General features: G+C 62.1%; 10 protein-coding genes, 1 other RNA gene and 1 pseudogene. 3 read left to right on the top strand and 9 right to left on the bottom strand.

The features are described 5' to 3' along the window. The first annotated feature begins 84 nt into the window (after positions 1–84). Positions 85–1,116: an LLM class flavin-dependent oxidoreductase gene (locus tag FB009_RS14610; RefSeq protein ID WP_012066859.1), complete on the top strand. Its 1,032-nt coding sequence runs from the start codon at positions 85–87 to the stop codon at positions 1,114–1,116. Here the strand turns inward: FB009_RS14610 and FB009_RS14605 are convergent. The 6 genes from FB009_RS14605 to FB009_RS14580 form a co-directional block, all read right to left on the bottom strand. Continuing rightward, positions 1,065–1,811 carry a YebC/PmpR family DNA-binding transcriptional regulator gene (locus tag FB009_RS14605; RefSeq protein WP_012066860.1) on the bottom strand — a complete coding sequence of 249 codons (747 nt, stop codon included), beginning with the start codon at positions 1,809–1,811 and terminating at the stop codon, positions 1,065–1,067. The two genes, FB009_RS14610 and FB009_RS14605, sit on opposite strands and share 52 nt — an antisense overlap. Positions 1,812–1,959: 148 nt before the next feature. Further along, positions 1,960–2,793: an MBL fold metallo-hydrolase gene (locus FB009_RS14600; RefSeq protein WP_012066861.1), complete on the bottom strand. Its 834-nt coding sequence runs from the start codon at positions 2,791–2,793 to the stop codon at positions 1,960–1,962. A gap of 171 nt (positions 2,794–2,964) precedes the next feature. After that, positions 2,965–6,141, bottom strand: a complete 3,177-nt coding sequence (locus FB009_RS14595) for an efflux RND transporter permease subunit (protein ID WP_145161641.1) — start codon at positions 6,139–6,141, stop codon at positions 2,965–2,967. Beyond that, complete coding sequence (locus tag FB009_RS14590; RefSeq protein ID WP_012066863.1) at positions 6,138–7,295, bottom strand: efflux RND transporter periplasmic adaptor subunit; 1,158 nt, start codon at positions 7,293–7,295, stop codon at positions 6,138–6,140. The genes FB009_RS14595 and FB009_RS14590 overlap by 4 nt, the downstream gene beginning before the upstream one ends. A gap of 355 nt (positions 7,296–7,650) precedes the next feature. Next, positions 7,651–8,475, bottom strand: a complete 825-nt coding sequence (locus tag FB009_RS14585; RefSeq protein WP_012066864.1) for a TIGR00282 family metallophosphoesterase — start codon at positions 8,473–8,475, stop codon at positions 7,651–7,653. A gap of 107 nt (positions 8,476–8,582) precedes the next feature. After that, on the bottom strand, positions 8,583–9,164 hold the full coding sequence (locus FB009_RS14580) for a 5-formyltetrahydrofolate cyclo-ligase (RefSeq protein ID WP_012066865.1): 582 nt from the start codon (positions 9,162–9,164) through the stop codon (positions 8,583–8,585). Between the two features lie 501 nt (positions 9,165–9,665). Here FB009_RS14580 and FB009_RS14570 point away from each other — a divergent pair. Beyond that, a pseudogene (locus tag FB009_RS14570) lies at positions 9,666–10,490 on the top strand (LysR family transcriptional regulator); the annotation flags it as partial. 105 nt (positions 10,491–10,595) lie between these two features. On the opposite strand, the gene ssrS reads toward FB009_RS14570, so the two are convergent. The 3 genes from ssrS to FB009_RS14555 form a co-directional block, all read right to left on the bottom strand. Continuing rightward, positions 10,596–10,754, bottom strand: a non-coding RNA gene (ssrS, locus tag FB009_RS14565) — 6S RNA. Positions 10,755–10,837: 83 nt separating this feature from the next. Next, the gene (locus FB009_RS14560) at positions 10,838–11,215 is read right to left on the bottom strand and encodes a cell division protein ZapA (protein ID WP_012066867.1); all 378 of its coding nucleotides are present in this window, start codon (positions 11,213–11,215) and stop codon (positions 10,838–10,840) included. Between the two features lie 12 nt (positions 11,216–11,227). Further along, the gene (locus FB009_RS14555; RefSeq protein WP_012066868.1) at positions 11,228–11,497 is read right to left on the bottom strand and encodes a DUF4164 domain-containing protein; all 270 of its coding nucleotides are present in this window, start codon (positions 11,495–11,497) and stop codon (positions 11,228–11,230) included. 358 nt (positions 11,498–11,855) lie between these two features. Here FB009_RS14555 and tkt point away from each other — a divergent pair, with 358 nt between their 5' ends. Then, the gene (tkt, locus tag FB009_RS14550; RefSeq protein WP_024310980.1) at positions 11,856–13,838 is read left to right on the top strand and encodes a transketolase; all 1,983 of its coding nucleotides are present in this window, start codon (positions 11,856–11,858) and stop codon (positions 13,836–13,838) included. Positions 13,839–13,885 lie beyond the last annotated feature (47 nt).

Here is a 13,885-nt window from a genome sequence, read left to right as displayed (position 1 = left end):
CAAAAGCCCGCGGCGCGCCCTTGGCATAAACAAACTTGAACCTACATTGCGGGTGATCAATTTCCCTTAATCGCAGGCTTCGCCATGATCCCCTTTTCCATTCTCGACCTGTCGCCGATCACCGAAGGGGGAAGCGTCGCGGAGTCGCTCGAAAACTCACGCCAGCTGGCGATTGCGGCGGAGGAGAACGGCTACAAGCGTTTCTGGCTGGCCGAACACCATGGCATGAAGGGCATTGCGAGTGCCGCGACGTCTCTGGTTATTTCGCATGTGGCCTCGGCGACCCGGACTATTCGAGTCGGCTCGGGCGGTATCATGCTGCCCAACCATTCGCCGCTCGTCATCGCCGAACAATTCGGCACTCTGGCAGCGCTTTACCCCGGCCGTATCGATCTTGGCCTCGGCCGAGCACCCGGCACGGACATGAGAACGGCGCAGGCGCTCCGGCGCAACATGGAGGCGAGCGGCAACAACTTCCCGAACGACGTGGTCGAGCTTCAGGCCCTGCTCGGCCCGGCCGCCGACGACCAGAAGATCATCGCCGTGCCTGGCGCGGATTCCAACGTGCCGATCTGGCTGCTCGGCTCCAGTCACTTCAGTGCGCATCTCGCCGGCATGCTGGGCCTTCCCTTCGCCTTCGCCTCCCATTTCGCGCCGGACATGCTGCTCTCCGCGCTCGAAATCTACCGGGAGCGGTTCACCCCGTCGGCGCAACTCGACAAGCCGCATGTCATGGTGGGCGTAATGGGAGTCGCGGCGGATTCGGATGAGCAGGCGAATTATCTTTTCACCTCCATGCAGCAATCCTTCGTCGCCCTTCGCCGCAATGCACGCGGGCGCTTCCCGCCGCCGGTCGAGTCGATGGACAATTTCTGGACCCAGGATGAGAAGATTTTCGTCGACCACGCAATGAGCTACGCGATCGTCGGCGGACTCGAGACGATCCGCCGTAAGATCGGAGCGTTCCTCGACCTCACCAGGGCCGATGAACTGATCGTCTCCATGCCGATCTACGACATGGAAGCGCGGCTGCGTTCGGTGAAGCTGTTTGCGGAGGCGCAGAATCAGGCCGAAAGTTTCGCCAGCACTTCCTCAGAGACCTCGAAGTTCGAGTAGACGTTCTGGACGTCGTCGTCGTCTTCGAGGTTGTCGATCAGCTTCATCAGCGACTGCGCCTTTTCCTCATCCACCGGCACGGTGTTCTGCGGCTTCCAGACGGCCTTCACCGTCTCGGCTTCGCCGAGAGCGCCTTCGAGCGCCTTCGAGACCTCGCCGATATCCTCGAAGCCGCAGGTGATGGTGTGGCCTTCCTCATCCGTCTCGACGTCGTCTGCACCCGCTTCGATCGCCGCCTCCATCACAGTGTCGGCGTCGCCGACAGACAGCTTGTAGGTGATCTCACCGACGCGGTCGAATGAGAAAGAGACCGAACCGGTTTCCCCGAGCGCCCCACCCGCCTTGGTGAAAATCGAGCGGACGTTGGAGGCGGTGCGATTGCGGTTGTCCGTCAGCGCCTCGACGATGACGGCGACGCCTGCGGGTCCGTAACCCTCATAGCGGACTTCCTCGTAGGTTTCGGCATCGCCGCCCGCAGCCTTCTTGACCGCACGCTCGATATTGTCCTTCGGCATCGACTGAGCCTTGGCGTTCTGGATCGCCAGACGCAGCCGGGGGTTCATGGCCGGATCCGGGAGGCCGGCTTTTGCAGCGACGGTGATTTCGCGCGCGAGCTTGGAAAACATTTTGGAGCGCACCGCATCCTGACGGCCCTTGCGGTGCATGATGTTCTTGAACTGTGAATGGCCAGCCATGACGCCCTCTGCATGCGTGATTTTGGTGAGATCGGGCGCCTTATAGTTTCATTGCCGCCTCCAGTCCAGCAGGGGGCGTGTTTTCAGGAGCGGAGAAAGGTGTAGAACTGCTGGCACGCTCCGCAAACAGCCAGCACCCCTGCGGGCCTCAAACGCCCTGGAGAACATAGATGAGCGGCCTCTTCGGCAAAGAACGGAGCGATACCTTGACGGACGGTTCGGTGGCGAAGCTCTTGTCGAACTCGTCGCCGAACATCGCCAGAAAGTCGTTGGTCAACGGCCTGTGCATGGGCAGGATCAGCGCCGAGCGCAGCCGCGAGACGACGCGGCTCATGCTTTCCGCTCCCATCGTCAGCCCGCCGTCGACCGGCACCATCAGCACGTCGAGCCTGCCGATCTGCCGGTAATGGCTTTCATCGAGTTCGTGGTGAAGGTGGCCGAGATGGCCGATGCAGAGCCCCGCAACCTCGAAGATGAAGATCGAATTGGCGTCCGGTATCATTCCCTCGAAGCCGGACCGGATATCCGTGGTCACATTGCGGATGTAGGCGTCGCCGACGACAAGGTCGTGATCGGCCGGCGTGCCGTCGTCGCGCCAGCCATGCAGGACATGCTCGATCGCCGGATCCGGCGACAGAGTATAATGGCTCGAATGGGCCCTGTTCATCGTCACGACGTCAGGCGCCGACGGCGTGCGGAACCAGCCGTTGTAATCCGTGGCGATCGAAACCCCATCCGGCGTTTCGATCAGGAAAGTCGAATGCCCGACAAAGGTGATCGTCACCTCGCCCGTATCGGCCGAGGCCACCGGCACGGCCGCAGGGACCGAGAAGCTGGCGAAGCTTGCCGCCGGCGCCGCTGCCGCAATCGCCTGGCACTGGCTCACGGGGGTTGGCGCCTGTTGCGCGTGAGCCGGCTGCGGCCAGAGCGCATGGGTGAGCCAGATCACGGTCAAAGCGTAGGCAAGGTATCGCAGCAGCATCCTTCACCTCTCACCTAACGCGGGATGAAACGCTTACCCTCTGATGCCGCCGCATCCCGCGGTCCTGCTCATGATCGAGCGGGAGGCAGGATCATTCAACGACGTGATTGCGTCCAGCGTCAAACGTCCGATGGATGCTCACAATCGCGTCATTTCCCCTCCACCTCCACCTCATTCGCCCGGCGCCGGCACGGCTTCGGCCGCCGGAGCGCGCTTCCGGCGCAGCGAACGCAGTGCCACGTAGAAGACCGGCGTCAGGAACAGGCCCAGGAAGGTAACCCCGAGCATGCCGGAGAAGACCGCGGTACCGAGCGACTGGCGCATTTCGGCGCCGGGTCCCGTGGCGATGACCAGCGGCACGACGCCGAGGATGAAGGCGAAAGCAGTCATCAGGATCGGACGCAGCCGAAGCCGGCTTGCATCGATTGCCGCCTCGACCGGCGTCTTGCCCTCCTCTTCGCCCTGGCGCGCGAACTCGACGATCAGGATCGCGTTCTTCGCCGCGAGTCCGATGAGGACGATGAGCCCGATCTGAGTAAGCACGTTATTGTCGAAACCCCGGATCGAGACGCCAAGGAGTGCTGCGAGAACGGCAAGCGGCACGATCAGGATGATGGCCAGCGGCAACACCCAGCTCTCATATTGCGCCGAGAGGGCGAGGAAGACGAAGACCACCGAAAGCGCGAAGATGAAGACCGCCGTGTTGCCGGTCTGGCGCTCCTGCAGGGCGAGTTCCGTCCATTCGAAAGTCGTACCCTGCGGCAGGATCTGGCCCGCAAGGGCTTCCATCTTATCGAGAGCGTCGCCCGTCGAGACGCCCGGCGCTGGATTGCCCTGTAGCGGTACGGACACATACATGTTGTAGCGCTGGACGAGCGCCGGTCCGCTCGTGTCGCGGATCTCGACCAGGGTGCCGAGCGGCACCAGAGCGCCCGTGGCGGAGCGTACCTTCAACGCGAGTATGTCTTCCCGTTCCAGCCGGAATTGCTGGTCGGCCTGGGCACGGACCTGGTAGACACGGCCGAAGGCATTGAAGTCGTTGACGTAGGACGTCCCCAGATTGATCGAGAGCGTCTCGAAGATATTGGGAATCGGCACGTTCAGAGCCCGGGCCTTGTCGCGGTCGATCGCCAGGAAGAATTGCGGACTGGATGCCGAGAAGGTGGTGAAGACGCCGGTCAGCCCTTCGGTCTGGTTGGCGGCTCCCATCATCTGATGGGCGAGGCCGAGCGCGCGGCGCATATCGGCGCTCTGGCGGTCCATGATCTGCATCTTGAAACCGCCGGAATTGCCGATGCCTCGCACGGACGGCGGAGGAACGGCAATGATGAAAGCCTCCTGGATGCCCTCCATGGCACCGAATATCTGGCCGATGATCTGTTCGGAACTCTGTTTTCGCTCGAGACGCTCTTCGAAACTGTTGAAAGGCGTGAAAATCACGCCGGAATTGGAGGCATTGGTGAAGGTTGCGCCGTTGAAGCCGGCAAAGGCGACCGCATCCTTGACCCCCGGAACCTCGCGGATGATCTCCGAGGCCCGGCGAACGACCTTATCGGTGCGCTCGAGCGACGCGCCGTCAGGAAGCTGTATGACGACGATGGCGTAGCCCTGATCCATCGTGGGTATGAAGCCGCGTGGCACGATCTGCGCCATGTACCAGGTCGCTCCAAGCAGGGCGACGAAGACGACGAGCGACCCGGCAAGCGCGATCCGCGTCGTGACGAGGTGGCGCACCGTCCATGCATAGCCATCGGCCATGCGGTCGAAGCCGCGGTTGAAGCCGTTGGCAAAGCCACGGCCGAGCCGCGTTAACGGATTACGGCTCTCATGTCCGTGGTTCTCGTGCGGCCGCAGCAGGATTGCGGCAAGCGCCGGTGAGAGCGTCAGGGAGTTGATCGCGGAAATCACCGTCGCCACTGCGATGGTCACTGCGAATTGCAGATAGAACTGCCCGGAAATGCCGGGAATGAACGCGGTCGGTACGAACACCGCAGTCAGGACGAGCGAAATCGCTATGACGGCGGCGCCCACCTCGTCCATCGTCACATGGGCCGCCTCTCGGGGCGAAAGCCCTTTCGCGAGGTTGCGCTCGACGTTCTCGACAACGACGATCGCGTCGTCGACCACGATGCCGATCGCGAGCACAAGGCCGAAGAGCGTCAGCATGTTGAGCGAGAAGCCGAAGGCGAAAAGCAGTGCGAAGGTGCCGACGAGCGAAACGGGGATGGCGACGATGGGAATGATCGCCGTTCGCCACGACTGCAGGAATATGATCACGACGAGAGCCACGAGAAGCGCGGCTTCAGCAATGGTCTTGTAGACTTCGTTGATGGATTCCGAGATGAACTCCGTCGGGTTGTAGATGATCCTGTATTCAAGCCCCTCGGGAAAGTCTCTCGAAAGATCAGCCATCGTCGCCTGGATCGCATCGGCCGCGGCAAGCGCGTTGCTGCCGGGACGTGAGAAGATGCCGAGCGCGACGGCCGGGCTGCCGTTCAGATAACTGTTGGTGACGTATTCGCGCGCGCCGAGCTCGATACGGGCGACGTCCTGCAACTGGACGAGCCTGCCCTCGTCGGTCGCCTTGACGATGACGTAACGAAACTGCCGGGCATCGCCGAATCGGCCGTCGGTGGTGACCGTATACTGAAAGGCGCTGTCGCTCGACATCGGCGGACCGCCGATCGAGCCACCCGAGACCTGGACGTTCTGCTGGCGCAGCGCCTCGACCACGTCGCCTGCGGTCATGCCGTAGGCGGAGAGCTTTTGCGGGTCGAGCCAGACGCGCAGAGCGTATTCGCGTTCGCCGAACAGAAGGACGTCTCCGACACCGTCCAGCCGGACGAGAATGTCGCGGATACGCGATCGGGCGTAGTTTGAGACGTAGAGCTGGTCGTAACGGTCGTTCGGGGAAAGCAGGTGAACGACCATCATCAGGTCGGGCGAGCTTTTCGTGGTGGTGACGCCGATACGCCGGACTTCCTCGGGAAGCCGGGGCTCTGCGATAGAGACGCGGTTCTGAACAAGTACTTGCGCCTGATCGAGATCGGTCCCGAGCTTGAAGGTGATCGTCAGCGCCATCGAACCGTCGGCTGTGGCGTAGGACGACATGTAGAGCATGTTCTCGACGCCGTTGATCTCCTGCTCGAGCGGGGTGGCGACCGTATTGGCCACGGTCTCGGCATCCGCGCCCGGATAGGAGGCGCGCACGACGATGGTGGGCGGTGCGATCTCCGGATACTGCGCGATCGGAAGCTGGAAATAGGCGATGCTGCCGACGATCAACAGGACGATCGAGAGCACCGACGCAAAGATCGGTCTGTCGACAAAGAAATGAGCGAACCTCATTGGGCGTTCTCCGCCGATTGCGCAGCCTCTGGGGGCAGGACGACGATTTCGGGCTTCACCTTCACGCCCGGCCGCACGCGCATGAGGCCGTTGACGACGATCGTCTCGTCTCCTGTCATGCCGCTGCGGATCACCCGATAACCGTGAAGCCTCGGCCCGAGGCGCACCGGCCTGGTCGAGACGCTGCCGTCTTCGCCCACGACGTAGACGACGCGTTCGTTCTGGTCGGCGGCAATTGCCTGGTCAGGCACGAGGACTGCCCGATAGGTGTTCGAGCCTTCGACTTCCACACGCCCGAACAGGCCGGGCTGCAGGACGAATTTTGGATTCGGGAAGCGGGCGCGCACCCGCATCGTGCCGGTTTCGCTGTCGACGCGGTTCTCCGCAAAATCGAGCTTGCCTTCGAATGGCTGCTCGTTGGCGTCGGCGATCGTCACCAGCACCGGAATCGAGCCTGCCCCTTCCTGCAGCGCGCTGCCGCGATCCCGGGCGGTACGGGCGTAGGAAAGCAGCCGGCGCTCATCGACGTCGAAATAAAAATCGATCGGGTCAAGAGAGACGATCGTCGTCAGTATCGTCTGGTCCGCCTGGACGAGATTTCCGGTGGAGATGAGCCTCCGATCGACGCGGCCGCTCAGAGGGGCTGTGATGGTCGTGTAGTCTAGGTCGAGCTTGGCCCGCTCGACGGCCGCCTCGGCTCCGCGCACATTCGCCTGCGCCGCAATCAGCGCGCGGCGGTCATCGTCCAGCCGTGACACGGACAGGGTGCCAGACCCGGCCAGGGACTCCGTCCGTTTGAACGTCGTCTCTGCAAACACGAGCGTCGAGCGCGCCGCCTCGAGCGAGGCTTCCGCCTGGGACAGAGCGGTTCGAAACGGCCGCTGGTCGATGACGAAGAGCTTGTCGCCCTTCTTCACCAGCGCACCATCGGTGAAGAAGACCTGGTCGAGATAGCCTCCGACCCGCGCGCGGATCGAAACCTCATCGACCGCTTCGAAACGGCCGATGAATTCGTCGGCGTCGACGACGTCGCGCACGACTGGTTTGGCAACGGTCACGGTCGGCATCTGCGCGTCCTGCGCCACCGCCGGGATCGAGACGAGAAGGGAGACGAAAACGCCGGCGACGGCCGGCAAACGCCACTTTCGCAACATGCACGCTCTCCAGATATCTGAACATCGGATCGCCGGCACCGGGGCTTGCAATTGGCGCGGCGACAATTCGATACCGAGACCCCTCCAGCGTTTCTGTTGCACGGCTATTCGACGCGCGACGCTACAGGCTCCGGTTACTCCAAGGCGAGACGAGGGAAAGCATGGGCACTTCCGCCCGTATCCCGCTGTAACTATTAGGCATGAAAAATCTGCAAAAACCGGCCGCGTGCATTCCGGCTCTCATTTTGGTCGCTAACCTGCCACCATTTGTCAGGTCTGTCACCCTTGAAAAAAGACGAGTCGGCAGAGACCGCTAACGGCCGTACGAACGCGGAGCAGGAGCAAGTTCTGCCCCTTAAACCCAGAATTGCGGGATCGTTTCGGCCAATCTCGGGCCGATTCTGAGCGGCGCGATCTTCTCGGCCAATCCCGTCCGGTCGGAAATCTCGATGCCGAGGCCGGAGATGGTCGCCGGACCCGATGCCGCTTCGAACCGGCCCTTGGGCATCTTCGAGATAAAGCGGTTGAGCGGCTCTTCCTTGTCCATCCCCAACGAAGAGTCGTAGTCGCCGCACATGCCGGCATCGCTCATATACCCGGTGCCGCCGTTGAGGATCTGGTGGTCCGCAGTGGGCACATGGGTATGGGTGCCGACGACGAGGCTGGCACGCCCGTCGACGAAGTGGCCGAAACACTGCTTTTCGCTCGTCGCCTCCGCATGAAAATCGAAGACGATCGCATCAGCCTGCTCGCCGAGCGGACAGGCCGCAAGGATAGCCTCGGCCGTTTTGAAGGGATCATCGAGTTCCGGATGCATGAAGACCCGCCCCATGACGTTGGCGACCAGCACCCGCGCGCCGTTTCGCGCGAAGAAAAGATTGGAACCCCGGCCCGGGGTGCCCGCAGGATAGTTCGCGGGCCGCAGAAACTGATCGTGACGCTCGCAAAAGACGACCGCCTCCTTTTGATCCCAGACGTGATTGCCGGTCGTCACGACGTCGGCTCCGGCGCTGATCGTCTCGAGGAAAATGTCTTCGGTAATCCCGAATCCGCCGGCAGCGTTCTCGCCGTTGACGATGACGAAATCCAGCTTGAGGTCGCTCACCAGTCCCGGGAGGCGCTCCCAGACGGCGGTGCGGCCCGTCTTGCCAACCATATCCCCCAGAAACAGAAGACGCATACGTTCAATCCCGTTTGGACCACGACAATCTGGATGACGCCAAATCACGCACGTGGTCGGTTCCAATGATTCAATTCGAGGACGCGACGGAGTCCGCGCGAATTTCCTCATTTCACCTTGAAATGTCGAAAGCCGCTCTCCGTCAATACCGCATCCAGCGCGACGTCGTGCGGTTCGGCCGGCACTGATGCCACTTCCTGGCAGTCGAATGCAATCCCGATCAACCGCGGCATGTGGCCTTTGCGACGCAGGCGATCGATTGCGCGGTCATAATAACCGGCACCATAGCCGATCCGATGGCCCATGGCATCGAAGGCGGAAAGAGGAACGAGCATGATATCCGGATCGACTTCCGGCGCATCCGGACCCGGACCGGTGGTGCCGAAGCCGGTTTCGACCACCGCGATACCGTCGAGCAGTTCCCGGAAGATGATCGCCTTCTTGTCCAGGATCACCGGCAGGCAGAGGCGTGCACCACGATCCCTCAGCCGCACCATCAGCGGCCGGATATCGGCCTCCGTTCGGATCGGCCAGAACCCGGAAACCACGTGGCCGGGATCGAGCGCGATAACGTCGCTTGCGTGGTCGGCCATTGCAAGGCTCGCCTCGATCCGCGCTTCCGCCGGCATCGCATCGCGGAGCGCCAGACGCTCCTTTCTCAATGCTGCCTTCAAATCCTTGGGTGACATCCAACCATCCTTCCGGGCAGACCGAACTGCTTTTAATGATCCGGATGCCATAATGCAAAATGGCGCTCGACTGAAACCATGCAGCCTCCTTTTTTCGCCATACCTCGCGAGCTCGTGCCTTCAGGTAATAGCGTTTGGGATTCTCGTCCTGGGGCGGCGACCTCACCGTGAGGGCCGTCCATGAAACCTTGATTCAGAGCATCCAGTGCATATGCCGAACCGATTCACGCTGGCGCCGGGCTTCCTCGCATGCGAGACGATATCGGTCCGGTATGGCTCCATCTGCCATGAGGCGTGGATCGCCGCGACGGCTTACGATCGCCCGTTGCCTTTGAAGGGCAAGCCACAGCCTCAAGCAGGCAAGGGACGTTGCAAGCGGCGAGTTGCTTCGAGAGACGGGACGCGCGGGCAGGACCAGAACGGGCATGGCAAAAACCTCGGAAGGATAGTGGCGGACCTATCTTCGCGCTGCCGTTGACATCTGACAAATGAATTGCCACCATGGCTGCCATCAGGTTTTCTTATGGCGCCAGCATGGTAAATCCGCTCGACAGCGATCTCCTCAGAACCTTTCTCGCCGTTGCCGATACCGGCAACGTGACGCGGGCTGCCGACATCGTGCGCCGCACGCAATCGGCGGTCAGCATGCAGATTCGCAAGCTCGAGGAGCTCATCGGCTCCGCGCTGTTCGAACGCCATTCGCGCGGCGTGATACTGACGGACGAGGGCCGGCGTCTGGTCGACAACGCACGCCGTATCGTAACCCTTCTCGACGACACGGCGGCAGCGATGCGCTCACCGGCGCTTGACGGTTCGGTCCGGATCGGGATTTCGGAAGAGTATATCAACTCCACACTCCCGAAGGCGCTCGGTGCTTTCGCGGCCATTCATCCTGGCGTGGAAGTGACGGTGCGGCAGGATACCTCGATGTCCAATACGGCAGCGCTCGCGGCCGGAGAAATCGACATCGCCGTCGTCTTCGAGCCGGGCGGACGCACCCGGAGCGAGGTTCTCATGGTGAATCCTACCGTATGGGTGACCTGCGACCAGCATGGCGCCCACCAAAGGCAGCCGTTACCGATCGCCACCTATACATATGCGGAAGGCGGCTGGTGCGACGACCTGGCTCTGCGGAGCCTGAAGGCGCGCGGCCTGGAGTGCCGCATCGCCTATGTGAGCCGCACGAGCGGCGGGCTCATTGCTGCCGTCCTGTCGGGCCTTGCGATCGCACCTTTATCGCGAAGCTCCATACCGGCCGGCTGCCGCGAACTCACCGAGGAAGACGGCTTCGGTATCATCGACATGTCGAACGTGGTGCTGCGAACGAGGCGCGAGAACCGGTCGCCGACGGTCAACGCCATGGCGGATGCCATCCGACGCGCCTTTCGAGCACCGGCCAGGCTGGAAGGGGCCGAGCAGGAAAAGGAAGAAGCGCGATCCACAACGACCGATGGATTTTTTACGATCCCGGGTACCTACTAGGTAGGTGGGCACCGTATGTCCGGACCCACGGGTCCGGCCAGGGACAGTTCCCTTGAGATCGTGTATGGCCCCGGGGATTGTGGTTCCTGTCGAGAAGTGCAGACCGCATCAGAGATATAGAACGTCTAGGAGCTTTCCGCCAGAGCAGGACGCCGAGATGCTGCATAATTTCTGCGGAATGTCAGATTGCCTCAATTTGCCGGGGGAATTGGCCGCCCGTTGAGTTTGGCGGCGATATCCTGAATCTGCGCCGTCACCTCTCCAAGCGCGAAGGCAAGCGCCTCCTCGCTTCTCGTCTGATCCGAAAGCGCGGTATCGCGGCCTCTCTTCAGGTCGTCCACTTCGGCCTCGATGCTCTTCAGCCGGCGATTGACCTCGCTCAGCTCGTCCATGACCATTATACCTGCCATGACGGTGAGCCTGAGGTCACCGATCTCGCCGAACTGGGCCTTCAAATGCCCTACATATTGATCGAACCGGGTAGCGAGGTCGCTGAGATGATCCTCCTGCCCTTCCTCGCAGGCCATACGGTAGGCCTTGCCGTCGATCGTCACCGTCACCTGCGCCATATGTTCAGAACCTCAGCGATCCAGCACCGCGCGAATGGTCTCCATCGCCGTCACCAGACGCCGGGATACCTCGCGATTGACCTCTTCCAACCGGTTTGCGCGAAACTGGGACTGGTCAAGCTCTTGCGCCAGCCGTGACCGGTCCTCGTTGACCCGCCTGACCTCGCCTTCGAACTCACTCAGATCCCTTTCCTTGTCAAAGCGGCCGTCGATCGCGATTTCAAGTGACTGAACCGCGTTGCGCAACTCGTCGATCGCCGCCTTGACCGTCTTTGCCGGCATGTCTTCCGATACCTCTCTAGGGGAGCGGCTTCGCCCTGCCCCTCGATCCCGGGCCGAATCGCAGAGCTTCCATCACTTCGGCCCTTTTCTTTTTAAACCTATTACGCAAGTCTCAACAATGCCAAGCGCGGCGATGACGAGCGGAACCTGTGGATCGTCGAAATCGCTCGGGCAAACGGGCTCCTGCAGCATGGCCGCGGTGCCTCTTAGAGGCACCGCGCGTGAGCCGCCGCATTTGGTCGCGGAGGGCCTGTATTTATTGACTCGGCTCACGCACCTGCTATGTGTCTGCCGCTTCTCATGCGGTCTTTGGAGGATAGAGACCGTCCCCTGACCACCGAACGCAAACGGAAAAGTCATGATCTCTCGCGAAAAACACGACCGGATGGCGAATGCAATCCGTTTCCTCTCCATGGACGCCGTCGAGAAGGCAAATTCCGGCCACCCTGGCCTCCCAATGGGCGCCGCCGATATCGCCACGGTGCTGTTTACCCGCTATCTGAGCTTCGATCCGAAAAACCCCGCCTGGCCGAACCGTGACCGTTTCGTGCTTTCGGCCGGCCACGGATCCATGCTGCTCTATTCGCTGCTCTATCTCACGGGCTACGACGACATCACCATCGACGAGATCAAGAATTTCCGCCAGCTGGGTTCGCGCACGGCAGGCCACCCGGAATACGGACACGCCGCGGGCATCGAGACGACGACCGGTCCGCTCGGCCAGGGCATTGCCAACTCCGTCGGCATGGCGATCGCCGAGCGCAAGCTGCGCGAGGAGTTCGGCAGCGAGCTGATGGAGCATTATACCTATGTGCTTGCCGGCGACGGCTGCCTGATGGAAGGCGTGAGCCAGGAAGCCATCGCGCTTGCCGGTCATCTGAAGCTAAACAAGCTGATCGTCTTTTGGGACGACAACAATATTTCCATCGACGGCCCGATCTCGCTTGCCGATTCGACCGACCAGCACGCGCGCTTCCGCGCCTGCAAGTGGCACACCATCGCCGTGAACGGCCATGACCCCGAAGCGATCGCCGCCGCGATCGAGGAGGCCCAGAAGTCCGACAAGCCGACCATGATCGCCTGCAAAACCGTGATCGGCTTCGGCGCGCCGAACAAGGCCGGTACCCACAAGGTCCACGGCTCACCGCTCGGCGCCGAGGAAATCGCAGCCACCCGCAAGGCGCTCGGCTGGGAGGCCGAAGCTTTCACGGTCCCCTCGGACGTGCTTGATGCCTGGCGTATCGCGGGCCTGCGTTCGGCCAAGGCACGCAAGGAATGGGAAGAGCGGCTCGAAGCCGCCGAGGCGGAGAAGAAAGCCCATTTCATCCGCCGCTTCTCCGGCGAACTCGAAGGCAGCCTCGCCTCGGCGATCAGCGCCTACAAGCAGAAGCTTGCCGAGACCAAGCCTTCGCCGGCGACCCGCAAGGCCTCGGAGGATGCGCTGGAGGTGATCAACGGCGTGCTTGCAGAGACGATCGGCGGCTCGGCCGACCTGACCGGCTCCAACAACACCAAGACGAGCCAGACCCACTCCATCACCCCGGACGATTTCTCCGGACGCTACATTCACTACGGCGTGCGCGAGCATGGCATGGCGGCCGCGATGAACGGTATGGCGCTGCATGGTGGTCTCATTCCCTATTCCGGCGGCTTCCTGATCTTCTCGGATTACTGCCGCCCATCCATCCGCCTGGCCGCCCTCATGGGTATCCGCGTCATCCACGTGCTGACACACGATTCCATCGGCCTCGGCGAAGACGGACCGACCCACCAGCCGGTCGAGCATATGGCTGCTCTTCGGGCCATCCCTAACCTCCTGATGTTCCGCCCCGCGGATGCGACCGAGACCGCCGAATGCTGGCAGCTTGCGCTGGAGAACCGCAAACGTCCCTCGGGTCTTGCGCTTACCCGCCAGAACCTCATGGCGGTGCGCACCGAATACGAGGAACAGAACCTCTGCGCCCGCGGCGCCTATGACCTGATTTCGGCAAGCGACGCGCAGGTCACGATCTTCGCCACCGGCTCCGAAGTCGAGATCGCCGTGAAGGCCTGCCAGACGCTGACTGCCAAGGGTATCGCGACACGCGTCGTCTCGGTTCCCTGCTTCGAGCTCTTTGCGGAGCAGAGCGAGGATTACCAGCAGGCGATCATCGGCACGTCGCCGGTCAAGATCGCCGTCGAAGCCGGCATCCGCCAGGGCTGGGACCACTTCATCGGCAATGATGGTATCTTCATCGGCATGTCGAGCTTCGGGGCTTCGGGCCCCTATAAGGACCTCTACAAACACTTCGGAATTACGCCGGAAGTCGTGGTTGCGTCCGCCGAAGCCAAGCTGTCCTGATCAAGCCGGAGGGCGCCGCAAGAGCGTCCTCCTTCCCACCACACGCA

Source organism: Sinorhizobium medicae (genome assembly GCF_007827695.1).
Taxonomy (GTDB): Bacteria; Pseudomonadota; Alphaproteobacteria; order Rhizobiales; family Rhizobiaceae; genus Sinorhizobium; species Sinorhizobium medicae.
The sequence above is the reverse complement of the archived record's forward strand: the minus strand, read 5'-3'. Positions and strand labels throughout refer to the sequence as shown.

What these genes read in the sequence shown, in the direction of transcription:
- FB009_RS14610 (WP_012066859.1), top strand. Translation starts at nt 85, where the DNA reads ATGATCCCCTTTTCCATTCTCGACCTGTCGCCGATCACCGAAGGGGGA.
- FB009_RS14605 (WP_012066860.1), bottom strand. Translation starts at nt 1,811, where the DNA reads ATGGCTGGCCATTCACAGTTCAAGAACATCATGCACCGCAAGGGCCGT.
- FB009_RS14600 (WP_012066861.1), bottom strand. Translation starts at nt 2,793, where the DNA reads ATGCTGCTGCGATACCTTGCCTACGCTTTGACCGTGATCTGGCTCACC.
- FB009_RS14595 (WP_145161641.1), bottom strand. Translation starts at nt 6,141, where the DNA reads ATGAGGTTCGCTCATTTCTTTGTCGACAGACCGATCTTTGCGTCGGTG.
- FB009_RS14590 (WP_012066863.1), bottom strand. Translation starts at nt 7,295, where the DNA reads ATGTTGCGAAAGTGGCGTTTGCCGGCCGTCGCCGGCGTTTTCGTCTCC.
- FB009_RS14585 (WP_012066864.1), bottom strand. Translation starts at nt 8,475, where the DNA reads ATGCGTCTTCTGTTTCTGGGGGATATGGTTGGCAAGACGGGCCGCACC.
- FB009_RS14580 (WP_012066865.1), bottom strand. Translation starts at nt 9,164, where the DNA reads ATGTCACCCAAGGATTTGAAGGCAGCATTGAGAAAGGAGCGTCTGGCG.
- FB009_RS14560 (WP_012066867.1), bottom strand. Translation starts at nt 11,215, where the DNA reads ATGGCGCAGGTGACGGTGACGATCGACGGCAAGGCCTACCGTATGGCC.
- FB009_RS14555 (WP_012066868.1), bottom strand. Translation starts at nt 11,497, where the DNA reads ATGCCGGCAAAGACGGTCAAGGCGGCGATCGACGAGTTGCGCAACGCG.
- tkt (WP_024310980.1), top strand. Translation starts at nt 11,856, where the DNA reads ATGATCTCTCGCGAAAAACACGACCGGATGGCGAATGCAATCCGTTTC.